Origin of the sequence: Actinomadura sp. (assembly GCF_044508335.1) — a bacterium.
Classification (GTDB): domain Bacteria; phylum Actinomycetota; class Actinomycetes; order Streptosporangiales; family Streptosporangiaceae; genus Spirillospora.
Genome location: NZ_JBIQHY010000009.1, coordinates 28,008 through 51,857, shown reverse-complemented (window position 1 = coordinate 51,857; position 23,850 = coordinate 28,008). Strand labels below are relative to the sequence as shown.

The 23,850-nt window shown below is 73.1% G+C and carries 20 protein-coding genes; 2 read left to right on the top strand and 18 right to left on the bottom strand.

Translation table 11 applies throughout. The features are described 5' to 3' along the window. Position 1: 1 nt before the first annotated feature. From ACIWVC_RS05715 to ACIWVC_RS05655, 13 genes are all read right to left on the bottom strand, one after another. Complete coding sequence (locus ACIWVC_RS05715) at positions 2 to 196, bottom strand: 4-oxalocrotonate tautomerase family protein (protein ID WP_396449147.1); 195 nt, start codon at positions 194 to 196, stop codon at positions 2 to 4. After that, positions 187 to 783 carry a cysteine hydrolase family protein gene (locus ACIWVC_RS05710; protein WP_396449146.1) on the bottom strand — a complete coding sequence of 199 codons (597 nt, stop codon included), beginning with the start codon at positions 781 to 783 and terminating at the stop codon, positions 187 to 189. The genes ACIWVC_RS05715 and ACIWVC_RS05710 overlap by 10 nt, the downstream gene beginning before the upstream one ends. Beyond that, complete coding sequence (locus ACIWVC_RS05705; protein ID WP_396449145.1) at positions 780 to 1,499, bottom strand: FadR/GntR family transcriptional regulator; 720 nt, start codon at positions 1,497 to 1,499, stop codon at positions 780 to 782. Before ACIWVC_RS05705 ends, ACIWVC_RS05710 begins: the two co-directional genes overlap by 4 nt. Further along, positions 1,496 to 2,581 carry an amidohydrolase family protein gene (locus ACIWVC_RS05700; protein ID WP_396449144.1) on the bottom strand — a complete coding sequence of 362 codons (1,086 nt, stop codon included), beginning with the start codon at positions 2,579 to 2,581 and terminating at the stop codon, positions 1,496 to 1,498. The genes ACIWVC_RS05705 and ACIWVC_RS05700 overlap by 4 nt, the downstream gene beginning before the upstream one ends. Beyond that, on the bottom strand, positions 2,574 to 2,903 hold the full coding sequence (locus ACIWVC_RS05695) for an extradiol ring-cleavage dioxygenase (RefSeq protein WP_396449143.1): 330 nt from the start codon (positions 2,901 to 2,903) through the stop codon (positions 2,574 to 2,576). The genes ACIWVC_RS05700 and ACIWVC_RS05695 overlap by 8 nt, the downstream gene beginning before the upstream one ends. Before the next feature lie 32 nt (positions 2,904 to 2,935). Continuing rightward, positions 2,936 to 3,784 (bottom strand): hypothetical protein, encoded by an 849-nt coding sequence (locus tag ACIWVC_RS05690; protein ID WP_396449142.1) that lies wholly within the window; start codon positions 3,782 to 3,784, stop codon positions 2,936 to 2,938. Next, on the bottom strand, positions 3,777 to 4,661 hold the full coding sequence (locus tag ACIWVC_RS05685; protein ID WP_396449141.1) for a creatininase family protein: 885 nt from the start codon (positions 4,659 to 4,661) through the stop codon (positions 3,777 to 3,779). Before ACIWVC_RS05685 ends, ACIWVC_RS05690 begins: the two co-directional genes overlap by 8 nt. Then, entirely contained in the window at positions 4,658 to 5,515 is an 858-nt protein-coding gene (locus ACIWVC_RS05680) for an ABC transporter ATP-binding protein (protein WP_396449140.1), read from the bottom strand. Before ACIWVC_RS05680 ends, ACIWVC_RS05685 begins: the two co-directional genes overlap by 4 nt. After that, positions 5,512 to 6,300, bottom strand: a complete 789-nt coding sequence (locus tag ACIWVC_RS05675) for an ABC transporter permease (RefSeq protein WP_396449139.1) — start codon at positions 6,298 to 6,300, stop codon at positions 5,512 to 5,514. Before ACIWVC_RS05675 ends, ACIWVC_RS05680 begins: the two co-directional genes overlap by 4 nt. Continuing rightward, the gene (locus ACIWVC_RS05670) at positions 6,297 to 7,184 is read right to left on the bottom strand and encodes an ABC transporter permease (RefSeq protein ID WP_396453883.1); all 888 of its coding nucleotides are present in this window, start codon (positions 7,182 to 7,184) and stop codon (positions 6,297 to 6,299) included. Before ACIWVC_RS05670 ends, ACIWVC_RS05675 begins: the two co-directional genes overlap by 4 nt. Before the next feature lies 1 nt (position 7,185). Beyond that, entirely contained in the window at positions 7,186 to 8,172 is a 987-nt protein-coding gene (locus ACIWVC_RS05665; protein WP_396449137.1) for an ABC transporter substrate-binding protein, read from the bottom strand. 43 nt (positions 8,173 to 8,215) lie between these two features. Further along, positions 8,216 to 9,001, bottom strand: coding sequence for a 2-keto-4-pentenoate hydratase (locus ACIWVC_RS05660; protein ID WP_396453882.1), 786 nt, complete (start codon positions 8,999 to 9,001; stop codon positions 8,216 to 8,218). 247 nt (positions 9,002 to 9,248) lie between these two features. After that, a complete protein-coding gene (locus ACIWVC_RS05655; RefSeq protein WP_396453880.1) occupies positions 9,249 to 15,866 on the bottom strand; it encodes a caspase family protein in 6,618 nt (2,205 codons plus the stop codon). Positions 15,867 to 15,924: 58 nt separating this feature from the next. Here ACIWVC_RS05655 and ACIWVC_RS05650 point away from each other — a divergent pair, with 58 nt between their 5' ends. Further along, positions 15,925 to 16,314 (top strand): hypothetical protein, encoded by a 390-nt coding sequence (locus tag ACIWVC_RS05650; protein WP_396449134.1) that lies wholly within the window; start codon positions 15,925 to 15,927, stop codon positions 16,312 to 16,314. A gap of 131 nt (positions 16,315 to 16,445) precedes the next feature. On the opposite strand, the gene ACIWVC_RS05645 is transcribed toward ACIWVC_RS05650, so the two are convergent. The 5 genes from ACIWVC_RS05645 to ACIWVC_RS05625 all read right to left on the bottom strand — a co-directional run bounded on the left by ACIWVC_RS05645 (position 16,446) and on the right by ACIWVC_RS05625 (position 22,048). Next, positions 16,446 to 17,438: a LacI family DNA-binding transcriptional regulator gene (locus tag ACIWVC_RS05645; protein WP_396449133.1), complete on the bottom strand. Its 993-nt coding sequence runs from the start codon at positions 17,436 to 17,438 to the stop codon at positions 16,446 to 16,448. Next, complete coding sequence (locus tag ACIWVC_RS05640; RefSeq protein ID WP_396449132.1) at positions 17,435 to 18,835, bottom strand: GH1 family beta-glucosidase; 1,401 nt, start codon at positions 18,833 to 18,835, stop codon at positions 17,435 to 17,437. Before ACIWVC_RS05640 ends, ACIWVC_RS05645 begins: the two co-directional genes overlap by 4 nt. A 65-nt stretch (positions 18,836 to 18,900) precedes the next feature. Continuing rightward, positions 18,901 to 19,782 carry a carbohydrate ABC transporter permease gene (locus ACIWVC_RS05635; protein WP_396449131.1) on the bottom strand — a complete coding sequence of 294 codons (882 nt, stop codon included), beginning with the start codon at positions 19,780 to 19,782 and terminating at the stop codon, positions 18,901 to 18,903. After that, a complete protein-coding gene (locus tag ACIWVC_RS05630) occupies positions 19,779 to 20,753 on the bottom strand; it encodes a carbohydrate ABC transporter permease (protein ID WP_396453879.1) in 975 nt (324 codons plus the stop codon). Before ACIWVC_RS05630 ends, ACIWVC_RS05635 begins: the two co-directional genes overlap by 4 nt. Then, positions 20,750 to 22,048 (bottom strand): ABC transporter substrate-binding protein, encoded by a 1,299-nt coding sequence (locus tag ACIWVC_RS05625; protein ID WP_396449129.1) that lies wholly within the window; start codon positions 22,046 to 22,048, stop codon positions 20,750 to 20,752. Before ACIWVC_RS05625 ends, ACIWVC_RS05630 begins: the two co-directional genes overlap by 4 nt. Positions 22,049 to 22,334: 286 nt before the next feature. Here ACIWVC_RS05625 and ACIWVC_RS05620 point away from each other — a divergent pair, with 286 nt between their 5' ends. Next, positions 22,335 to 23,735: a glycoside hydrolase family 16 protein gene (locus ACIWVC_RS05620; RefSeq protein ID WP_396449128.1), complete on the top strand. Its 1,401-nt coding sequence runs from the start codon at positions 22,335 to 22,337 to the stop codon at positions 23,733 to 23,735. Positions 23,736 to 23,850 lie beyond the last annotated feature (115 nt).

The following is a 23,850-nucleotide window of genomic DNA, read 5'->3' as shown; positions in this document are numbered from 1 at the left end:
GTCACTCCTGGTCGCGTTCTTCGATGGTCACGTCGCCGGCGGCCCAGTGCGCGGCGGGCACCTCGCGGAGGATGACGCGGATGCTCGGCCGGGGCGCGCCGAGGGCCTCCTCGGCGGCGTCGGTCAGCCGGCTGATGAGGGTGCGGAGCTGCTCGGGGGTCCGCCCGGCGACGAGGGTCACCTCGATCAGGGGCATCGGGGGGCCTCCGCGGAGAGGAGCCCGGCCGCCTCGTCCACGGAGACGACGTCGGCGAAGACCGTCCCCATGAGGCGCAGGCTGTTGCGGTGCAGGTCCTCGACGTAGCCGGCGACGGCCTCGCGGGCCACGACCGCTTTCAGGTCGCGGAAGAAGGCCGCGCGGACGGTCGATTCGACGCAGAAGTCGGTGCGCACGCCCGCCACGACGAGCGTCTCCGCGCCGAGGCCACGGAGGAGGTCCTCCAGGCCGGTGCGGTGGAAGGCGTCGAAGCGCGGCTTGACGATCTCGTGGTCGCCGGGCGCTCGGTCGAGGCCGGCTACCAGCTCGGCGCCCCAGGTGCCGGGTCGCAGGCCCTCCTCGCGCAGGAACGGGCTGCGTTCGGCGAGCAGGCCGACGTCGGCGTCCGACGCCCATTCCATCCGCACCCAGATGACGGGCCGGCCGGCGGAGCGGGCCGCGGCGGCGAGCGTGTTGACGTTCTCGACGAGGCCGTCGAGCCCGGTGACGCGGAGCCCGGCCCGCGCGAAGACGCCGCCCGGATGGCAGTAGTCGTTCTGCATGTCGATGACGACCAGGGCGGTCATGCGCCGCCTCCGCGGGCGGCGGTCAGGGCGCCGTGCGCGGCGACGGCCGCGTCCAGGCGCTGCGGGTCGTCGCCCGCGATCGCCTCGACCAGTTCCCGGTGGACGGCGGGGCCGTCCACGTAGCGGGCGGCGGGCTCGTCGGGGGTGACGCCGCGCAGCCGGTTCTCCACGAACTCCAGCAGCGACACGTAGGTGTGCTGGAGGATCTTGTTGGGGGTTATCTCGGCGATGCGGCGGTGCAGCGCCCAGTTCGCGGCGAGGTAGCCGACGCCGCTCTCCGCCTCCGCCGCCACGGCCATGTCCTCGGCGAGCCCGCGCAGGTCGGCGATGTCGGCGGCGGTGCGGTGCCGCATGGCCTCGCGGGCGAGCAGCGGCTCCAGCGCGTCCCGCATCACGAGGCAGTCGGAGACCGGCACGGAGTCGCCGCTGAGTTCGAGCATCTTGCGGCCGAGCCGCACCAGCGGCGGCGGGGTCGCGACGAAGATGCCGCCCTTGACGCCGGGGCGGACGGTGACCGTGCCGCGCGCCGCGAGCAGCCGGACCGCCTCGTTGAGCGTCGCGGCGGCGACGTCGAACTCGCGGCGCAGGCTGTCCCGGGTGCCGAGGCGGTGGCCGTTCGGCAGCGCGTCCTCGGCGATGCGGGCCTCGATGCGCTTGGCGACGGTCTCGGCGAGGCTGAGCCGGGGCAGGTCGGTCGCCGGGTTGTCGGTGCTCATGGTGTCGGTCCTTCGGCTGCGGTGTGGAGGGGCGGTGCGGCACGATCGTCGGGGGTCGCGCGCACCCCGAGCAAGCGCGCGGCGTTGCCGCCGAGGATGGCGGCCTCCTGCGCGGCGCCGGCGCCGAGCGCCCGCACGGTGCGCAGCGGCTGGTCGTCGACGAGGTCGAACGGCGTGTCGGTGCCCAGCAGGACGTGGCCGGCGGTCACGTCCTCGACGAGCCGGCGCAGGGCCGTGGTGTCGAACACCGCCGTGTCGTACAGGAGGCGGCGCAGGTAGTCGCTCGGCGTCCCGCGGGTGACCCGCGCGACGGGTTTGCGCCGCCAGCCGAGGTCGAGGCGGCCGCCGACGGCGGGGGCGCACCCGCCGCCGTGCGCGAGGCACAGGACGAGGTCGTGCCGGTCGAGGACGCCGCCGAAGATGAGCCGGGCGGTCGCCAGCGCGGTCTCCATCGGGTAGCCGAGCAGCTGCACCAGGTGGTAGTCCGACAGCCGGTCGCGGGACGAGACCCGGCTCGGGTGCAGCAGCGTGAAGCAGCGCCGCGCGTCGAGGGTCTTCCACAGCTCCTCGTTGACCGGGTCGTCGAGTTCGCGGCCGCCCCCGAAGGTGCCCATGGTGGCGCCGGCGAGCCCGAGCTCGTCCAGGCAGCGGGTCAGCTCGGCGACCGCGCCGGGGTGGCCGACCGGGATCTGGCCGAGGCCGGACAGGCGGCCGCCGGACCCGGCGACGAACTCGGCGAGCGCGTCGTTGGCGAGCCGGGTGACCTCCATGACGAGCCGGTCGTCGCCGCACTCGGAGGCGAACACGAACGGCGGCGCGGCGACGACCTGGTGGTCCACGCCCATCGCGGTGAGGGACGCCAGCCGCAGCTCCATGTCGTACTGCTCGGGGGCGAGCGGGATGGGCGATCCGGGCGCGAGCCCGCAGAGCGCCGGGTCGAGGTTCAGCACGCGGTCGGCGCGGCGGGACAGGTCGGCCAGCCCCCTGCGCTCCAGCCGCCGCAGGAACGGCATCGGCATGGCGTGCGTGTGGACGTCGATCACCGGCGTCCGCGGAGGCGGCTCGGGCGGGGTGCTACTCACCGCGCTCCGCCATGTAGGCCTCGTACCGGTCCCCGAGCAGCGACCTGATGAGCGCGGTCGCGGCGCCGGAGGTGCCGGCCTTCTCGCCGGTGCCGTAGATGAGCCGGGCGAGCTGGCCGAGGAGGTAGGGGTGCAGGCCGAGCTCGAACAGCGTCCGGAAGTCGCGGTCGAGGATCGCCGTGCGCTCCTCGGGGGTGAGCGGGTAGGCGTCCAGCACCTCCTTCTCGGACGTCTCGAACCGGGCCCGCAGCTCGCGGTCCCATTTCAGCTCCTGCACGAGGTCGTTGGCCCGCAGCCGCGGGTCGAAGTGCTCCAGTGCCATTTCGGGGGTGTCCGTTCTTCCGGTCTGCGGGGTCATGACAGCTCCCAGCGGACGGCGCCGAACCCGCAGCGCCACTGGTCGACGGCGGCGTAGCCGAGGGCCGTGCACGGGCGGGGGCCGATCGCGCCCATGACGACCATCCAGGACAGCAGCTCGGAGGTGCCGCCCGAACCGGCCTCCTCCATCCGCTCGAACGTGACGTCGGTCAGGATCCGCTCGTGGTCGCCCTCGACGAGGAGGTCGAGCCACCAGCGGTCGAACTTCTCGTCGATCTCCAGGTAGCGGGGGCCGCCCGGCTCGTGCGACAGGCCGCCGGAGCCGAACAGGCCGACCCGCAGCCCGTCCGGCAGGCGGGTGCGGATCGCCTCGCCGAGCGTCTCGCCGAGCCGGTAGCAGACCTTCTCGTCCGGGACGGGCGGGACCGTGCAGTTCTGCAGGACGGGGACGACCGCCACACCCGTCGAGACGAGGTCGGCCATGGTCGTCGGGACGGACAGGTTGTCGTCATACCGCAGGTTCTCGCGGACGGCGCGCACGCGCGGGGCGCAGTCCTTGACGCTCTCGTACAGGGTCTCGCCGACGTCCGGGCGCCCGGGGAGCTCGTAGTCGGGGACGCGCAGCCAGGGCTTGAACCACTCGTCTGGGCCGGTGTGGCGTTCGGCCAGCCCGAAGGTGAAATCGTTGTAGTCGCTGACGTACCCGTTCGCGATGTGGTCGTTGGCGATGACGAGGAGCACGTCGGTGCGGGACGCCACGATGGCGTCGTGGATCTCGGCGTAGGCGGCGAGCACCGTCTTCCGGTCGGGCTCGGGTGCCTTGTCGAACCAGCCGGTGAGGCCGGGAGCGTGGCTCGCGGCCACGGCGAGGCTGATCTCAGCCATGGTTCCTCCGTCCTTCCTGAGGGTGGGGGGACGCCGTGCGCCGCAGGCGGAGCGCGATGGCGTCGGCGGCCTGCTCGGCGGCGGCCGCCTGGATGCGGTGTCCTTCGCCGGCGTCGGCGGCGGCCGGGTCGCCGAAGTAGCCGTCGGGCGTGACCCGGCGGGCGTGCTCGAACCCCTTCCGCCACGTCGCCAGCTCGGCCGGGCCGAGGCCGCTGGGCCTCAGCCGGACGCGGACGTCCTCGCGCACGAGATCGGGGTGGAGGTGCATCATCAGGGACGTCTCCCACTGCCCCGCGTGCACGTCGGGCGGGCCTTCGGGCGGGGGTTCGTCCGGCCCGCAGAGCGTCAGGTGCGGGTCGTCGAGGCCGAGGCCGATGCGGCGGGCCAGCGCGGGCTCGGTGACGAAGCTGGCGTCCACGCCGGTGCGTTCCGCCGCGGTCCGCACTCCGTCGTGCACCGTGCGGTTGTGCAGCGCGTCGCCGTGGCCGGAGAAGCAGAACACGTGCCGGAACCCGTCGCGCGCCATCCCGGCGAGCAGGTCGGCCATGACCTCCCGCATCAGCTCGGGCCGGACGCCGTAGGACGCGGGGAAGGCGCCCGAGACGACGTTGACGCCCCAGTAGTACGGCGGGACGATCAGTGCCCGGACGCCGCGCTCGGCGAGCAGGGACTGGACGTCGCGCAGGCGCGCGACCGGCAGGTAGACGTCGGTGCCGGTGGGCAGGTGCGGGCCGTGCTGCTCGATCACGCCGAACGCCCACAGCAGGACGGCGCCGGAGCGGGCGGCGCGGTCGACCTCGTGCCAGGTCAGCTCCGCGAGCGTCCCGGCGAAGACGTCGCCGCGGGTCGCGCCGTCCCTCGTCGCGTCGTCCCTCATGGCCGCGACACCTCCACGGGATCGCCGTCATGGTAGGTCTTCGCCCGCTGGACGAGCGAGTAGATGTGCGCCCGGAGCTCGGCGAACCGGGGGGCGGAGCGCGTCGCGAGCTGCTCCCGCTCGGCCGGCAGGTCGATCGCGGCGTCCTCGATGACGACCGTCGGCGCGGCGGACAGCACCAGCACGCGCTGCCCCAGGTACACCGCCTCCTCGATGTCGTGGGTGACGAACAGGACGGTCATGCCGAGCCGCCGCCACAGCTCGCGGGTGAGGTCCTCCAGCTCGGCGCGGGTCTGCGCGTCGACGGCCGCGAACGGCTCGTCCATGAGCAGCACCGCCGGCTCGTAGGCGACGGCGCGGGCGATCGCCACCCGCTGCTGCATCCCGCCGGACAGCTGCCAGGGGTAGGCGCCCGCCGCGTCGGCGAGGCCGACCGACGCCAGCGACTCGGCGACCAGTTCGGCGCGCCGCCGCTTGGGCACCTTCTTCTGCCTGAGCGGCAGGTCGATGTTCTGCTCGACGGTCATCCACGGGAACAGGCTGCGCCCGTACTCCTGGAAGACGACCGCCATGTTCTCCGGCGGCCCGTGGACCGGGCGGCCCTCCAGCACCACCTCGCCGCCGCTCGGCGCGAGCAGGCCGGCGACGCACTTGAGCAGGGTGGTCTTCCCCGCGCCGGACGGGCCGACGATGCAGGCCAGCTCGCCGGCGCCGACCCCGAAGGTGAGGTCGCGCACCGCCTCCACCGTCCGGTCGGCGGCCTGGTAGGTCTTGGTGAGCCCGCGCACGTCGAGCAGGGCGGGGCCGCTCGCGCCGTCCACGGCGCCGCGGGACGCGATGTCCGTGCCGGTCATGACTTTCCTCTCTGGGCCTGGCGCCGGCCGCGGTGCCAGCGGAGCACGCGCGACTCGAACCGCCCGAACAGCAGGGAGAGCGCGAATCCCAGCAGGCCGAGCAGCAGGATCCCGCTCCACATCTCGGGGACGGCGAACCCCCGCTGGAACTGGACGATCGTGTAGCCGAGGCCGCTGGAACCGGCGAACATCTCGCTGATCACCATGAGGATGATCGAGATGGACAGCGCCTGCCGCATGCCGGTGACGATCTGCGGGGCGGCGGACGGCAGCACCAGGCGGCGCAGCCGGGCGGCCCCGGTAAGCCCGTAGGAGCGTGCGGTGTCGGCCAGCACGTCGTCGATCGCGCGGACGCCCTCGGCGGTGTTCAGCAGCACCGGCCACATCGAGCCGAGCACGATGACGGTGATCTTCATGGTGTCGCCGATGCCGGTGAAGAGCATCAGCACCGGGATCAGCACGGGCGGCGGGACCGCGCGGAAGAACTCCAGCACCGGCTCGGCCGCCAGCCGCACCCGGCGGTGGGACCCGATCAGGACGCCGATGCCCACGCCCACCGCGACGGCGCCCGCGTAGCCGGCGGCGAGGCGCAGGACGCTCGGCAGCACGTCGTCCACGAGGCGTCCGGAGAACCACGTCTTGCCGAACGCGCTCAGGATGGTGTGCAGCGGGGGGAAGTAGAAGTCCGTGCTCCGCGCGGTCGCCGCCCACCAGAGCGCCAGCAGCAGCGCGGGCAGTGCGAGCAGGTGGCCGGCGCGGCGGGCGCCGCGCAGTACGGTCCTCACGCGGGCACCTCCGTCCGCACGGACGTGTGCCAGGCCAGCACCCGCCGCTCCAGCGCCCGGGTCAGCAGGTTCACGCCGACCCCGAGCGCGCCCGTGACGAGGATCAGGGCGTACATGTCGGCGACGGCGTTGCTCGCCTGGGCCAGCGCGATCTCGCTGCCGAGCCCCGGCGCACCGATGATCAGCTCGCCGGCGACGGCGAGGATCAGCGCCACCGACGCGGCGAGCCGGACGCCCGTCAGCAGGTACGGCAGCGCGGTCGGCCAGACCACGTGCCGCAGCCGCGCCCACCGGGAGAACCGGAAGGTCGCCGCGGTCTCCCGCGCCACCGGATCGACGTCCTGCACCCCGTAGACGGCCTGCAGCAAGACGGGCCAGGTCGCGGCGTACACCACCAGCATCAGCGTGGAGCCGAGCCGCGTCCCGTACAGCAGCACCGCCAGCGGGACGAGGGCGACCGAAGGGATCGGGCGGAGGAACTCGATGGTGGAGGCGGTGGCCTCGCGCAGGAACGGCACGCTGCCGATCAGCAGCCCGAGGCTCAGGCCGGCGGCGATCGCGATGGCAAGCCCGTACCCCCAGCCGCGGAGCGTGTCGAGCAGCGCGCCCCAGAACGCGCCGTCGCCGGCCTCGTCGGCCAGCGCACGGGCGATGGCGCTGAACGGGGGCAGGTCGTCGGGCGAGACCGCGCCGCTGCGCGGGACCACTTCCAGCAGGACGAGGAAGGCGGCGACGCCGAGCGGGCCGAGCAGCCGGTCGGGGACGCCGCGGCCGCGCGGCTCGGGCGCGGCCGCCGCCGGCGCGGCCGGCGCCCGCCGCCGTCCGGCGGGCGCCGCGCCGCCCCGGGAGCGGCTCTTCGCGATGATCGGGACGGTCCTGGTCATGTCACTCGTCGAACAGCTCGTCGAGCGGGCGGGTGCTGCCGATGAGGCCGGTCTCGACGGTGAGCCGCGCGAGCGGGGCGATCTCCGACTTGCCCGCCTCCGGGTTCCAGCCCGGCAGGGTCACCTTGTCGCTGAGGCCCGGCTCCAGCTTCAGGTAGCCGTTCAGCGCCGCCCTCGCCTCGTCCGGGTGGCCCTCGGCGTACGCCAGGGCCTCCTTCAGCGCGGCGGTGAACCTCTTCACGACGCCGGGGTTCTTCGCGGCGTACTGCTTGGAGGTGAACCAGCCGGCGAACGGCAGGTGCTCGCCCATGCCCGCGTAGCTGACCGGCAGCGGCTTCGCCCCCTGCCCTTCGGCGACGGTGATGAACGGTTCGCTGAGCATGGCGGCGTCGACCTGGCCGTTCTTCAACGCGGCGGGCATGGTGGGGATGGGCACCTCGACCAGCTCGACGTCGCTCCGCGCGAGCCCGTTCTTCTTGAGGACGGACGCGACCGCGACCTCGTTGATGCCCTTGAGGGTGTTGACCGCGACCTTCCTGCCCTTGAGGTCGGCCACCTTGGCGATCTCGGGGTCGCGGGTCATCAGCTGCCCGGACCCGTCGTCCATGACGTCGTCGGACGCGCGGGCGCCGACCGACACCATCGTCACCGGGACGCCCTTCTCGCGGGCGACCAGGAGGCTGACGATGTTGGAGTAGCCGAACTGGAAGTCGCCGCTGACCACGGCGGGCACGATGGCCGCGCCGCCCTGCGCGTCCTGCGTGGTGACCTTCAGCTTGTGGCGGGCGAACACGCCCTTGGTGATCCCGAGCTTCACGGGCGCGATGTCGATGATCGGGATGACGCCGAGCTTCACCTCCGCCGTGCCGTCGGCGGAGACCTCCGCGGCGCCGGATCCGCAGCCGGTGAGGGCGGTGAGGGCGAGCGCCGCGGCGGCCGCGCACGCGGCGAGCGGGCGTCCTGGGTGGTCGCGGTGGAGAAGGGACATGTCGGTACTCCAGGGAGGAGGCGCGCTGGGCGCGGCGAGGTCGTCAGTGGGTTCCGGTGACGGACAGGGCTCCGAGTGAGGCGAACTCGGCGGCGATGACGCCGCCGGCCCGCAGTGGGCAGGCGTCGGTGAGGGCGCCGGTCAGCACGATCCAGCCGGGCTCGATCGCCTTCCCGCGCTCGGCCAGGCCGTTCGCGGCGAGCGCGAGGGCGTTCGCGGGGTGCCCGAGGACGGCCGCGCCGGTCGCGGTGGCGGCGGTGCCGCCGCCGGCGTCGAGCCGGCACTTCTCGGCGGCGAGGTCCAGGCCGTCCGGGGCGACGGCGCGGGCGGACAGGACGAACCGGCCGGAGGACGCGTTGTCGGCCACCACGTCGGGCAGGTCGAAGGCGAAGTCGCGGAAGCGGCTGTCGATGATCTCGAACGCGGCGTGCACGCTCGCGACCGCCCGCATCGCCCGCTCCGCCGTCACGCCGGGCCCGGTCAGCCGCCCGCCCATGACGAAGGCGATCTCGGGTTCGGCGCGCGGGTGGATGAGCTCCCCCACCGGCACCGGCTCGCCGGGCGCCAGCGTCATCGCGTCGGTGAGCCAGCCGGTCAGCGGGACGTCGACGCCCATGCGGCGCTGCTTGGCACGCGAGGTGAGGCCGAGCTTCACCCCGACGACGGTCTCGCCGCCGCCCACCTTGCGGTCCAGCACGGCGTCCTGGATGCGGTAGGCGGTCGCGACGTCCAGGCCGGGCCAGCGTTCGGTGAGCCTGCCCCCGTCCTCGCGGCCGCGCTCGCGGCGCAGCAGTTCGGCGACGGCGGCGTCGATCGTCTGCTCAGCCACGGCTCTGCCCCTTCCGGCGACGCGTCCTCATGGCGCACCAACGTAAGGGGCGCATTGAATATATTCAATAGATCGATAGCAGCTTTTTTCGGCCGTGCCGGCGGCCGCGCCGTTTCCGGACCACCCCGGCTCCGGCGTGCCGGGACGATGGCTCTGGTCGTGGAACGCCGGCCGGCGGGCGGCTCGGCCGGGAAGGCGCGCGGCGCCGCCCGGGGTGCTCTCGGAGCCCTCGGCTCGGCGCGTCCGGTCAGTTCTGGGCGGACGGCGCGGCGGCGTCGCCGGCGGCGGGGGTCTCCGGGACGGTGTCGCGGAAGCCGTAGACCATGCGCAGGGCGTCGGCGAAGGCGTCGTCGAGCTGCGGCATCTCCGGGATGGCGGAGATGGTGTGCGCGAAATGGATCGTCCGGTGCGACCGGGGGTCGGCCACCGCGCCGGCCAGCGCGTCGATGATCATGGTGCGCAGCCCGTCGGGCAGCGTGCGCGTCCGCGCGATCGCGGCCAGCAGCTGGGCCGCGGCCCAGGCCCTGGTCGCGCTGGGCTCGTGCAGGCCGCGGGTCAGCCGGTCGACCGCGGCCTGGTCGATGCCGCGCAGCTCGGGGATGGCGTCGATGGCCGCCAGCCGCACGAACTGGACGTCCGACAGCGCCTTGAGCAGCGCGTCCAGCACGGCTTCGGAGCCGAGCCGCAGGATGCCGAGCAGCTTGGCGGCGCTCGTCCGGGTCGGGTAGGCGTAGGCGAACAGGAGGGCTTCGACGAGCAGCCCTTCGAAGCGGGACGGATCGGCGGCCCTGCGGAAGGTGTCGCGGTTGATGTCCGCCGCCGCGGCCAGCAGCTGGAGGACGTACGACCGCAGGTAGTTCGGGTCGCCGGGCCCGTCGTTGACGGATTCGGCGAGCAGCTCCTCGGCCCACCGCACCAGCAGCTCGATCCACGGCAGGCCGGTGTCGCCGGAGTTCAGGTACCGGGTGACGGCCTCCTCGGAGCGCCTCGCGCCGCCGAAGAACGTGGCGCCGTGGCCGGCGAGCCGGGGCAGGACCTCGGCGGGCTCCCCGGACAGCAGCTCGCCGAACGACCGGGCCGCCGTGGCCTCGACCCTGCGCCGGGCGCGGGCGACGCTGTCGCCGGCGAGCGACCCGCCGGTCTCCTTGAGCGCGTCCACGACCGCGGCGAGGACGGCGTCCTCGTCCAGCGAGCGCAGCGGGAGCCGCGCGAGCCGGTCCCTGTCCAGGCTTTCGAGCACGCTCCACAGCTCACGGCGCCGGTCCTGGTTCAGCAGCCATTCCTTGGCCTGGTCGTCCATCCAGTCGGAATCGTCCTTGCGGAACGAGCGCGAGGCGATGGCGCTGACCGAGTCCAGAAGGACGGCCTGCAGGGCCGGCGAGCCGTGCGCGAGCCGCTCCAGCAACCGCCGCCACGTCCGGTCGCTCAGCGCGCAGGCTCTCCGGATCACCTGCTTGACGGCTTCGCCCGCACCCGATTCGACCATGTCGCACAGGGCGTCGAACTCCCCCGGCGTGTCCACCAGGACGCTCTCGGGGAACCACGTGAGCGCCTGCGCCGCCACCGGGTCGATGTCGCGGATCTGACCGGCGCGGACCGTCGAGTCCAGCCAGAAGGCGGCGCCCACCGTGGAGAGGCAGCGGTAGGGCCGGCCCGACATGCCGGCGAGCACGTCCATGGCCCGGTGCCGGACGAGGTCCGCCTGCGCCGACTGCAGGCCGAACAGCGCGTCGACCATGTCGACCCGCAGGCCCCGGTACTCGGCCAGCATGAGCGCCGCCGTCCGCGCGACCGTCTGGTCGGGGTGGTGCAGCCAGCGGGTCACGACGGGCTCGGAGTCGGGGTCGATGTCGACGAGCCCGCCGAGCCGTTCGCGGAGCGGGCCGTCCAGGTCGCCGGCCGCCAGCGGCTCCAGCGTCCGGTCCAGGGCGCGGACGGCCCGGCCGTCCGCCCGCACGACCTCCGCCCTCCCGGCGTCCGCGTTCCCGGCGTCCGCGCTCTCGCCGCCGGGCGCCGGGTCGGCGTACTCGGCCGCCCGCGCGTAGACGCCCAGCAGCGTCCACAGCTCGGCGTCCCATCCGGGGCCGCGGGGCAGCGTCCACAGCAGGTCGCCCCAGCGCCGGGCCGCGTACGCCCGCTCGGCGGGGTCGCCGAGTCCGGCGATGGCGGCGGCGACCGCCGCGGCGGTCCGCTCATCGTCGGCGTAGTGCTCGCCGATCACCTGGAGCAGCCTGGCCCGGTCGGCGCTGCCGGGGACCCGCCGGCTGCGCTCGACGGCGGCGTGCACGAGCTCCGCGAACCTGCCCGGCGGATGCAGCCGCGCGAGCCGCAGCAGCGCGATCACCGCGTCGACCGGGTCGGTCAGCAGGTCCGCCGCACGCTCGCACGCGCGCACGTGCCGGTCCCGGTCCGCGGCGCCGCGGACCAGCCGGCTCAGCCATTCGTGCGCCTCGAACAGCTGCCGCGGGGCGGTCAGCCGCCCGGCCGCCTCCACCGCCTCGGCCGTGAGCGCGTCGCGGTGGTCGGGGAACAGCTCCGCGAGCCGGGCCAGCGACCGCGTCCGGTGCCACGGATCGGCCAGCCGGCGCGCGCGGGCGAGGACGTACCGCACCGGGTCGTCGGCGCGGAGCAGCTCGGGATCGAGCGCCGCGACGACCTCACCGCGCCACTCCACCACGGCCGCCGCGATGGCGAGCGCCTCGGGAAGCAGTTCGGGATCGACCTTGACGAGGGCGGGCAGCACGTCCGACAGCACCCAGTACCGGGCGAGCGTGAAGTCCCTCGGCACCCGGGACAGCATGTCGAGGACGCCGACCGGGATGTCGAGCGGGTCGTGCCGGGGGAAGGCCAGGCGGTCGGCGGGCCACCAGTACCGGTACAGGCCGTAGTCGGCGTGCCGCGCCGACCCGGCGTCGTTGAGCGCCGTGATCACCGCGTCCGTCCGGCCTTTGTGGGCGTCGGCGAACTTCGCGGCGTCGAGGAGGGCGTTGTCGCCCCAGCCGGCGAAGCGGTGGAAGAGGTCCTCGACCATCGCGCGGCGCCGGTGCTCCGGCGGGAGCTCGTCGGAGTCCAGCCGCAGCGGTTCGGCGCCCGCCCGCAGGAGCACGGCGGTGACGGCCTCCGCCAGCCGGCCCCAGCTCCCGGCGTCGAGCCGCCCGGAGACCGCGGCCGCCTGCAGGTCCCGCTCGGCGCGCTGCCCGGCGCGCAGGACGCCGTCGCGCAGCGTGACCGCCAGCGCGCCGATGCGCTGCCGGACGGCGCCGGCCGCCTCGGGGTCGGCGGCGAGCCGTTCGTCTATGTCGGCGCCCGCCGCCCAGAGCGCGAGGAGCGCGTCGCCGCGGTACCGGAGGTCGCCGTCCCGGACGCGGGACCGCAGCGTGTCGAGCAGTCCCGCGAAGTCGTCGCGGGCCAGCGCGGCGAGGAAGTCGCCGGCGAACGGGGAGTCGCGCACGATCGCGTCGGCGCTCAGCTCGGGCGGCCGCGCGTGGCGCTTGCGGTCGGCCATGCCCTTCACGTCCAGGTGCACCGCGATGGCGTAGATGGGGTCGTCCCTGCCCCACCGCCTGGTGAAGACGGGCAGGAAGCCCGCGCGCACCTCCTCGTCGAGCTGGAGGTAGTTGGCCATGCGGATGTACTGGTGCAGGTCCTCGCGCGTGGCCAGGTCGAGGACGCCGCCGAACAGGGCCAGCAGCACCGCGCCCCAGCGCGGGTCCCCGGCGATGCGGGCCACGAGGTCCGGGTTGCGGCGCAGCACGGCGCGGACGCGGTTGTGCGGCAGCAGCGCCGCGGCGGAGCCGGCGTCGGCCGCGCGCGCCGCCGCGACGCCCAGCGCCTCGGCGATCGGGTGGCCGAGGCCGGCGTCGTCCCAGCGGGCGGCGGCTTCGGCGAGCGCGGCGACCACGCCCGGCTCGTGGATCTCCAGCGCGGTGACCATCCTGGCGGTGGTGCAGGCCAGCACCGTGTCGTCCGGCGGCCGGCGCAGCGTCTCGGTCAGGACCTCGTCGACGACCGGGCCGTGCTCGCCGCGGCGCAGCCCGGCGACCGCCCCCTCGATCAGCTCGCGGACGTGCGGCAGCCGGCCGCCGGTCGACAGCACCCGGTGGCTGCGCAGCAGGCTGCCGAGCACGGTGCGGATCGGGCCGGGCGCGGCGTCCGCCATCTCCGCGAACGCGTCGGCCAGCAGCAGCGCCGACTCCGGGAACCGCTCGCCGAGCGCGCCGCCCTCGGCGAGCATCGCCTCGACCAGGCCCGGCAGCCGGCTCGGGTGCCGCCAGTTGACCAGGCCGAGCAGCATCAGGATCGGTTCGCGCCAGCGCGGGTCCCCGAGATGCCCCAGCACCCGCGCGGCGGGCTGGTCGCGGAGGTACTGCGCGGCGAGGAACTCCTGGAAGGTCTGGTGGGAGAAGCGGTAGGCGCCGGGCGCGCTGGAGGCGAGCAGCCCGACCTCGTCGCGCATGGCGCGCAGCAGCGTCTCCAGCATCTCCTCGACCGAGTCGGGGCGCAGCCGGGCCAGCTCGGTGCGGAACAGGTCGCGGAACTCCGGTTCCGCGATCACCCCGGTCGGCTTGCGGGTGTGGACGTGGTAGGCGACGCTGCGCAGGACGGCGAACATGTGCTCGGTGAGCCGCGCCACGTCCGCGGCGGACATCCGCTCGTACCAGACCGCGACGAGCCGGTCGACCGCCTTCTGGTAGACCTCCACCCGCTGCCGGGGCAGCGAGCCGTCCTCGGCCTCGTAGATCGTCGCGATCGTGCTCGCCAGCAGCGGATTGGTCGCCAGCTCGTGGACGTAGCGGCCGTCCGGCCGGTGCAGCAGCTCCAGCAGGTGGTCGGCGCGCCGGGCGGCCTCGGCGGCGCCGGTCTCGGCGCCGGTCGCGTCGCCGGTATGGGCGTCCGCGCCGCGGATCTGCCGGTCCACCTCGCGCATCCAGGCGTGGAAGAACACCCGCATCGACTCGTCGGTGAGCCGCTCGATCGTGACGTGGGTCAGCGACGCCGGCAGCGGCCGGAGGTGGTACCCGGCGATCCGGCTGGTGATGAACAGCCGGCTGCCCTCGCGGGAGGCGGCGCGGACGAACTCGGTGACCGCCTCCGACACCCTGACCCGCGCGGCCGGGTCGGCGATCTCGTCGAGGCCGTCGAGGACGATCAGGGCGCGCCCCTCGGCGACGGCGCGCCGCAGGAGCTCGCGGCGGATCGGCGCCGGGACGGGGTCGCCGGTCCGGTGCCCGGCGACGTCGCGGCTCCACACCGGGCGGGACCCGAACCAGGAGTGCTCGGCGAGGAAGTCCAGGACGCTCGGCGCGCCCTCGCCGCCGGCGTCGATCCGCTCGGCGAACTCGGCGACCCTGGCCAGCACGGGCAGCAGCGGCCGGCCCAGCCGGAAGCCGGCGTCGGAGTCGGCCCGGGCGGCGTCGATCTTGCCGACCGGCACGGTCACTTCGTCGGCGCCGTCCAGCATGGCCCTGGCGTGCATGATGGCCAGCCACCGCGCCATCGTCGTCTTGCCGCTGCCCGGGTCGCCGAGGACTACCACCGGCGTGCGCGTCCGGCAGACCTCGCCGATGTTGAGCAGGGGCGTGTTGAGCCGCGCCCCGGTGGCGATGTGGTCGGCCACCGGCAGCTCAGTGTGGGCCTTCCACCACAGCCGCTCCTCCTCTTCCGGGGTGAGGTCGGCCAGCCGCACCCGCTGCTCGAGGTCGCGCACCAGCATCTCGTGCGCGGCGGCGCGCTCGGTGGGGCTGGTGGGGTCGACGCGCAGCGCGACGTACATGCGCTCCAGCGGGATCTCCACCGTGCCGCCGGCCCGGTGCAGGCCGGTGATCTGGAGGTGGTCGTGGGTGGCGACGACCCAGCGCAAGTAGTCGGCGCGCGCCGCCTCCAGCACCGCCTCGTCGTCCATGCCGCGGGCCCGCAGCTCGGCGTCGACCTCGGCGACGACCTCCGCCGCCAGGCCCGCCAGGGCGGCGCTCGGCGACCCCGTCAGCAGTTCCAGGACGGTCGCGTCGCCGCCGCGCCTCGCCTTCAGGGCGAGGTCGCGGAGGGCGTCGCGCTGCTGCTGCGGCGTCCCGCGCAGGAGCACGGCGCGCAGTTCGGCCGGCACGTCCGCCGGGAGCTCCGCGAGGTGGCGGTTCCAGGCGACCACGGGCTCCTCGGTGCCGCGGTGGCTCTTGGTCGGGGTCTGCCGGGCGTCGCGCCTGCGCATCTCGGCGCGCACGTAGTCGAACAGCTCCGCGGCGGTGATCCTGCCGTCGGCGTCGAGGTCGGCCTGGCCGGTGCCGAGCCCGGTGATGATCACGTCGGTGAACACCGAGTAGGGCGCGTCCTCGTCGGTGGCGTCCTCGAAGGCGGTCTGGACCGACGTGGCCGCGGTCATCACGTAGCAGCCGCGCCCGGGGTCGAGCTGCCCGGCGACGCCGTCACCGGGCTCCCCCTTGGGGCTCAGCCCCTCGGGGAACGCGCCGCCGACGCAGCAGTCCAGCCACACGAGGACGCTCTGCGAGCCGCTCGCATCGATGATCTTGCGCACCGTCGAGGCCGGCACGCCGGTGGAGACCAGCCGGGACTTTCGGGTGTTGGTCATCGCGAAGTGCAGCTCGCCGTCGGCGTCCTTGTCGCCGTGCCCGGAGAAATAGAGCAGCAGCAGGTCGTCGGGGTCGCGGTCGGCGAAGAAGTCGTCGATCTCCTCCAGCACGGCGCTGGCGGGCTCGTTGCGCAGTTTCTTCACTTCGAAGGCGCCGATGCGCGGATCGGCGAGCACCTCGGACAGCCGCTCGGCGTCGACCGCGGGGGCGAGCAGGCGACCGAATTCCGGGTCCGCGTAGTCGTCCGTGACGAACAGGAGCGCACGACGCAGCCCGGCCATTCAACCCCCTTGCGCACCGCACTTCCCGCTATAAGCGCCGTAGTGTATCATCGCGCCAATGACGACGACGGTTTCGATCGGTATCGAGGGCCACCCTATTCAGGTCGATCGATTGGAGACCCAACTCCGCACGGAACTGCGTGCATTCGATGTCAGAATCGAGCCGCGGCGGAGTTCGGCGGCCGATTCCGGCAAGGGGTTCGATCCGGCGGCGGTGGGCGCGATCATGCTGGCCGTGGGCAGCTCCCCGGTACTGGTATCGCTCGGCCGTTTCCTGCGGGAATGGGTGCGCCGCGCCCCGGACCGCAAGATCGTCGTCAAGATCCCCGGGCGCGGCAGCATGGAGATCACCAACGCCGACGGCGGCGATCGGGCCGCGGCGATCCGGCGGTTCTTCGACCTCATGGAAGAACACGATGACAACGCGCCGGCCGCCTCCGGCGACTGAGCGGACCACCATCCGGTAAAGAATATTTCCAGATATTCGGCACTTTATGCCGCGGCCACGGAATGGCATTCTGGCCTCTTCCGGCCACACCGCCGCCCGGCATCGGGCGGCACTGATGCCGGGCGGCGGCGTCAGGTGGAGTCGCGGGCGATCAGCTCGGTCGGGAAGATCACCGGCTCGGCCCGGTCGTCGACGCCCGCCAGGAGCAGGCGGACGATGGTCCGGGCCACGTCGTCGATCGGCTGGCGGACCGTGGTCAGGGGCGGGTCGGTGAAGCGGGCCGCGTCGATGTCGTCGAAGCCGACGACGGCGACGTCGTCGGGGACGCGGCGGCCCGCCTTCCGCAGCGTGTACACGGCGCCGATCGCCATCAGGTCGCTCGCGGCGAACACCGCGTCGAGACCGGGGTCGTCCTCAAGGAGCTGCCGCATCGCGGCCGCGCCCGACTCGCGGGTGAAGTCGCCCATGGCGGCCAGGGAGCGGCGGCCGGTGCCGGAGAGCGTCTCCCGGTAGCCGGCCAGGCGGTCCAGCCCGGCGGACATGTCGAGCGGGCCGGTGATGGTGGCGATGCGGCGGCGGCCCCTGGACAGCAGGTGCTCCACCGCGGTGCGCGCGCCGCCGACGTTGTCGACGTCGCAGTACGGCGGGCGCGCGGTGGAGACGGGGCGGCCGTGCGACACCACGGGGACGCCCGTCCGGATCAGCGCGGCCGGGAGAGGGTCCGAGCCGTGCAGGGAGAGCAGGATGACCCCGTCCACGTGTCCGCCCGCGACGTACCGCTCGACCCTGGCCTGGCCGGCGGGCGAGGACGGCATCATGAGCACGACCTGCTTGTCGGCGGCCTCCAGCTCCTGGCTCACCGTACGGATGACCTGGGAGAAGAACGGGTCGTCGGAGAAGACGCGGGCGGGCGGCTCGGAGACGACCAGGCCGATGGACCCGGTGCGCTGGGTCACCAGGCTGCGCGCCGCCGAGTTCGGGACGTAGCCGAGCTCCTCGACGGCGCGCTCCACGGCCGCGCGGATCTCCGGGTTGACCGTGGACGAGCCGTTGACCACGCGCGACACCGTGGCGCGGGAGACCCCCGCCCTGGCCGCCACGGCCTCCAGCGTGGGACGTTTCACTCCGCCTCTCCCCCGAGCCCGTTGCGGGCGATGACGTCACGGAACCACTGCGCGCTGTCCTTCGGCAGCCGGCGCTGGTCGGCGTAGTCGACGTAGACGATGCCGAACCTCTTGCCGTAACCCTCGGCCCATTCGAAATTGTCCAGGAACGACCATACGAGATATCCGCGCAGGTCCGCACCGGCGGTGAGCGCGGCGTGCGCGGCGCGCAGGTGCGCGTCCAGGTAGCGGATCCGGGCGTCGTCGCGCACCCGCCCGTCCGCGTCCGGGACGTCGTCGAACGCGGCGCCGTTCTCGGTGACGACGAGCGGCACCCCCGGGTAGTCGCGGCTGAGCCGGATCAGCAGGTCGCCCAGGCCGTCCGGGACGATCGGCCAGCCCATCGCGGTGTGCGGCGGCCCGGCCGGCGGGAACGCGATGCCCGCGCAGCCGGGGTAGGCGGGGTTCGGCGGGGTGCCGGGGGCGGCCGCCACGTAGGTCGGGTTGTAGTAGTTGATGCCGAGCGAGTCGATCGGCTCGGAGATCACCTCCAGGTCGTCGCCGCGGACGTGGTCGAGCCCCCCGTGGCGGGACGCGGCCGCCAGCACCGGCCCGGCGTACTCGCCGCGCAGCACCGGGTCGAGGAACTGCCGGTTGAGCATCGCGTCCACGAGGCCGGCCGCGGCGGCGTCCGGCTCCGCGGAGCCGGACGCGACGACCGGCGCGAGGTTGAGGGTCAGCGAGACGCTCCCGGCGCCGGCGGCGCGCAGCCGCCGGGCGGCCAGCCCGTGCGCGAGGAGCAGGTGGTGCGCGGCGCGGAAGGCGTCGGCGGCGCTGGTCCGGCCGGGGGCGTGCACGCCCGCCCCGTAGCCGAGGTACGCGGCGACCCACGGCTCGTTGATCGTCGTCCAGGTGTCGACGCGGTCGGCGAGGCGGGCGTGCACCAAGCCGGCATAGTCGGCGAAGCGCAGCGCGGTGTCGCGGGACGTCCAGCCGCCGCGGTCCTCCAGCGCCTGCGGCAGGTCCCAGTGGTAGAGGGTGGCGTACGGCGTGATCCCCGCGTCGAGCAGCGCGTCGACCAGCCGGTCGTAGAAGCCGATGCCGCGCGGGTCGACCGGGCCGGAGCCGTCGGGCTGCACCCGCGGCCAGGCCACCGAGAACCGGTAGACGTCCAGCCCGAGGTCGGCCATCAGCCGGACGTCGTCGCGGAAGCGGTGGTAGTGGTCGCAGGCCACGTCGCCGGTGTGCCCGCCGGCGACCTTGCCGGGGACGCGGCAGAAGGTGTCCCAGATCGAGGGGCCGCGCCCGTCGTCGCGTACGGCGCCCTCGATCTGGTAGGCGGCGGTGGCGGCTCCCCAGGCGAAGCCGGGCGGGAAGGTGAGGGGCCGGTCGTCGGTACGGAGCGTCGTGGCGGTCATCGTTTCGGCTGGTCTCTCCGCTGGTGAAGGGTGGCGCGTCGGACGGCGGCTGCGCGGGCGGCTCGTCATGCCTTGAGAGCGCCGTCCATGATCCCGCTGATGATCTGGCGTCCGAACAGCACGAAGACGGCCAGCAGCGGGAGCGTCGCCACGGCGGTGCCGGTGAACATCAGCGAGTAGTCGGTGTAGTAGGCGCCGTTGAGCAGGTTGAGGGAGTACTGGACAGTCGGGTTGTCGGGGTTGAGGACGGCCAGCGGCCAGATGAACTCGTTCCAGGTCTGCATGAACGTGAACAGCCCGAGGACGGCCATCGCGGGCCGCAGCACCGGCAGGACGACGCTCCAGTAGATGCGGAACGTCGAGCAGCCGTCGATGCGGGCGCTCTCGATGAGCTCGTCCGGGACGGCCTGCATCGTGTACTGCCGCATCATGAACACGCCGAAGCCGGTGACGAGGAACGGCACGATGACGGCCTGGAGCTTCCCCGTCCAGCCGATCTCGGCCATCAGCATGTAGAGCGGGATGATGCCCATCTGGACCGGCACCATCATCGTCGCCAGCATGACCAGCAGGAGCGCCCCGCGCCCGCGGAAGCGCAGCTTGGCGAACGCGAAGCCGGCCAGCGAGGCGAACAGCAGCGTGGAGACGGTGACGGTCGAGGCGGCGATGGCCGAGTTGACCAGCCCGAGCGTGAAGTGCGCCTGTTCGTTGCCGAACAGCCGGGACAGGTTGCGGCCCAGCTCGCCGCCCGGCGTGAGCGGCGGCGGCGTCGCGCCGACGACGTCGTTGGTGCGCGTCGCGACGACGAACATCCAGTAGATGGGGAACAGCGACAGCACGATCGTCGCGAGCAGCGTGACCCGGGTGAGCGGGCCGGCGTCCCACAGAGCGGCGACGGAACCGCCGCGCCTCCGCCGGGGCCTGCCCGGCGTTCTGACGATCATCATTTGGCGCCACCTCCCACGCGCCGCAGCCAGGCGAAGTTGAGGAGGGACCCGGCGAGGATGAGCATGAAGAGCATCCAGGAGACGGCGGACGCGTAACCGTAGTCGAACCGCCGGAACGCGTTCTCGAACATGTACATGGTGACCGTCTGGAACTGCCGCAGCGATCCGCCGGCCATGTCGCCGTTGCCGAACAGCAGCGGCTCGGTGAACAGCTGGAACCCGCCGATCGTGGAGACGATCGCGGTGAAGATGATGGTCGGCCGCAGCATCGGCAGCGTGATCGTCCAGAACTGGCGGGCGCGGGACGCCCCGTCGATCGCCGCCGCCTCGTACAGGTCGCGCGGGATCGACTGCATCGCGGCCAGGTAGATCAGCGCGTTGTAGCCCGTCCACCGCCAGTCGACCATCACCGAGATCGCCAGCCAGGACGTCCAGCGCCGCGCCGCCCAGTCGAGGTGCTCCGGCCCGAACCAGCCGAGCACCCAGTTGACCAGGCCGAAGTCACGGCTGAACAGCTGGCTGAACACGATCGCCACCGCGGCGATCGAGGTGATCATCGGGACGAGCACGCCCATCCGGACCAGCGTCCGGGCGCGCATCCGCTGGTTGAGCGCGTTCGCCAGCACCAGCGCGAGCAGCAGCTGCGGGACGGTGGCGATGACGAACATCGCGAGGGTGTTGCGGACGGAGTTCCAGAACTGCGGGTCCGCCAGGACGAGCCGGAAGTTCTCGAAACCGATGAACTCGTGGGCGCCGAGCAGCTCCCAGTCGTGCATCGCCACCCAGACCGTGTATCCCATCGGGAACAGCCCGAACAGGAAGAACAGCAGGTAGTACGGCGAGACGAACAGGTAGGGCGAGAACTTCACATCCCACCGGGCGAGCACGGTGCGCGCCCGGCGGCGCGGCGCCGGGGGCCCGGGCGGACCGGCCGCCCGGGGCCCCGTACGGGAACCGATCGAGATCGTCATCGAGCTTCACGTTCGGCGTCGGCGAGGGCCTTCTTCCATGCCGCGCCGGGTGCGAGCCGGCCCTGCTCCAGCGCGAGGAGCGCGTCCTCGAAGCGCTGCCCGACCGGGTTGTTGTCGGCGCCGAGGTAGAGCGGCTTGACCGCCTTCGCTCCGGCGGCGTAGATCTCCCCGACCGGTGCGTCGCTGAAGTACTCGTTCTTGAACGACTTCACCGCCGGGTCGTCCAGCGCCTGCGGCGACGACGGCAGGTTGTTGCGCGCCTTGAACGCGACGATCTGGCTGTTCACGCTGGTGAGGTACTTGGCCAGCTCGGCCGCCTGCTCGGCGTGCTTGCTCTGCTTCGGCACCGCCAGGAACGAGCCGCCGCGGCTGCCCGAGCCTCCCGGGATCGCGGCGACGTCCCACTTGCCCGCCGCGCCCGCGCCGGCGTTCTCCTTGATGACGCCGAGCATCCAGGACGGGCACGCGATCGTCGCGAACTTGGCCTGCTTGAAGCCGGAGCCCCAGCTCGGCTCGAACGACTTCAGGCCCGCGGACAGCCCGGCCTGCTGGATCTTCAGGGTGGTGTCCCAGGCGCTCTTGACCGCGGGGTTGCTGCCCGCGACGAGCTTGCCGGACGGGTCGAAGAACGTGTAGCCGACGCTCTGGCTCGCGGCCTGCGCGAGGATCGTGTTGTAGAGGTTCACCGAGCCGTCGACGAACTTGGAGTCCTTCACCTCGCCGGCGTACTTCTTGCCGGTCGCGATGTAGTCGTCCCAGGTCGGCCAGAGCTTGCCGACCTTGTCCCGGTCGGTCGGCAGGCCCGCCTTCTTGAACAGGTCGGTGCGGTAGCACATGGCCAGGCCGCCGATGTCGGTGCCGAGCCCGACCAGGTACTTCCCGTCGGGGGTGAGCGCCTGCTTCCACTTCCAGTCCAGGAAGTTGCCCTGCAGCGAGCCCGCCCCGTAGTCGAGCAGGTTCACGAACTTGTCGGGGTGGGCCATGAACTTGGTGAGGATCCCCTCCTCGATGGCGACGACGTCGCCGGCGCCGCTGCCCGCGGCGATCCACTGCTCCAGGCGGGGCAGGTACTCGTCGAGCTGCACCACGTTCCGGTGCTTGATCTTGATGCCGGGGTGGTCGGCCTCGTACTGCTTGAACAGCTCCTCGTAGCCGAAGGTGCTGAAGGTGTCGACGGTCAGCGTGACCGTCGAGTCCGAGCCGGACCCGCCGTCTCCGCCGCAGGCGGAGAGGCCGAGCGCCAGGACGGCGGCCGAGACGAGGCCGGACGCGAGACGGCGATGGGATCTGAGCATGGCTGTCCTCGGGGGGTGGTGTCGGGATGCGACCCGGATCTCGGTCGAGAGAGCGCTCTCGCAGAGGATGGCCCCGACCTCGGTACCTGTCAAGAGAGCGATCTCAGAACCGCTCTTTCACAGAGGTTATGCCAGCCATATTTCCTGGTCAGAGCGAACATCACATACGCACAACGTTATGAGAGCGCTCTCTCACCTCTTGACGGACCGGTCCGGACGGGCGACATTGGCCGCACCAGAGGGCAGGCACCCCGCGCTTGCTCCACCCCACTCTGGAGGTCCCCCCATGACCCCATCGAGACGTCCCCGCCTCTGGCGCAGGTGCGTTCTCGCCGTGGTCGCCGCCGCGCTCCCGGCGGCGGTCGCCACCGCCGTGATCTCGCCGACCGCCGGCGCCTCCGTCCCGCCGCCCCCCTCGGGCTGGAGCCTGGTCTGGAGCGACGACTTCAACGGCCCGGCCGGCTCGCTCCCCTCGTCCGCGAACTGGATCATCGACACCGGCCACGGCTATCCCGGAGGCCCGGGCAACTGGGGCACCGGAGAGATCCAGCGCTACACCTCCGACCCGGCCAACGTCAGCCTGGACGGCGGCGGCAACCTGCGGATCACCCCGGTCAAGAGCTCCTCGGGCGAGTGGACGTCGGCCCGCATCGAGACCCAGCGGACGAACTTCAAGCCCGCCGACGGCCGCGTCCTGCGCATCGAGGGGCGCATCCAGATGCCGAACGTCACCGGCAACCAGGCCCTCGGCTACTGGCCCGCGTTCTGGGCCCTGGGCTCCCCGTACCGGGGCAACTACCAGAACTGGCCGGCGATCGGCGAGTTCGACATCATGGAGAACGTCAACGGGATCAACTCCGTCTGGGGCGTCCTGCACTGCGGCACCAACCCCGGCGGCGCGTGCAACGAGACCAACGGGATCGGCGCGAACCGCGCCTGCCCGGGCTCGTCCTGCCAGTCGGCGATGCACACCTACCGCTTCGAGTGGGACCGCAGCGTCAGCCCCAACCAGCTCCGCTGGTACGTGGACGGACAGCAGTTCCACAGCATCAGCCAGAACCAGCTCGACGCCACGACGTGGGCGAACATGACCGGGCACTCCGGCTACTTCCTGCTGCTCAACGTGGCCATGGGCGGCGGCTTCCCGAACGGCGTCGCCGGCTTCGGCACCCCCACCGGGGACACCGTCTCGGGACGGCCCATGGTCGTCGACTACGTGGCGGTCTGGCAGAGCGGTGACGGCGGCGGCTCCACCACCCCGCCCCCGACGGGCGACACGGTCGACGCCCGCTCGACCATCCAGGCGGAGAACTACCAGGCCCAGTCGGGCACGCAGGTCGAGAGCACGACCGACAGCGGGGGCGGCCAGAACGTCGGCTACATCGGCAACGGCGACTGGCTCCGCTACGACAACGTCGACTTCGGCGGCACCCCGGCGACCCAGTTCAAGGCCCGCGTCGCCTCCGGCGCGCCGGGCGGGGTCAGCGGCCTGGTGCAGGTCAGGCTGGACAGCCCGACCGGCCAGGTGATGGGCGAGTTCGCCATCGCCAACACCGGCGGCTGGCAGAGCTGGCGGACGGTGCCCGCCAACATGTCGGGCGTGACCGGCAGGCACACCGTCTACATCACCTTCTCCAGCGGCCAGCCGGCCGACTTCGTCAACATCAACTGGTTCACCTTCAGCTGACCCGGCACAGGCGGCCGATACGGCGCGCGGCCACCGCCGACCCGCCCGAAGGGCCGGCGGTGGCCGCGCGCACTTTTCCCGGGTTTTCACGTCCAGCCTTCCGTTTACGCAGGTG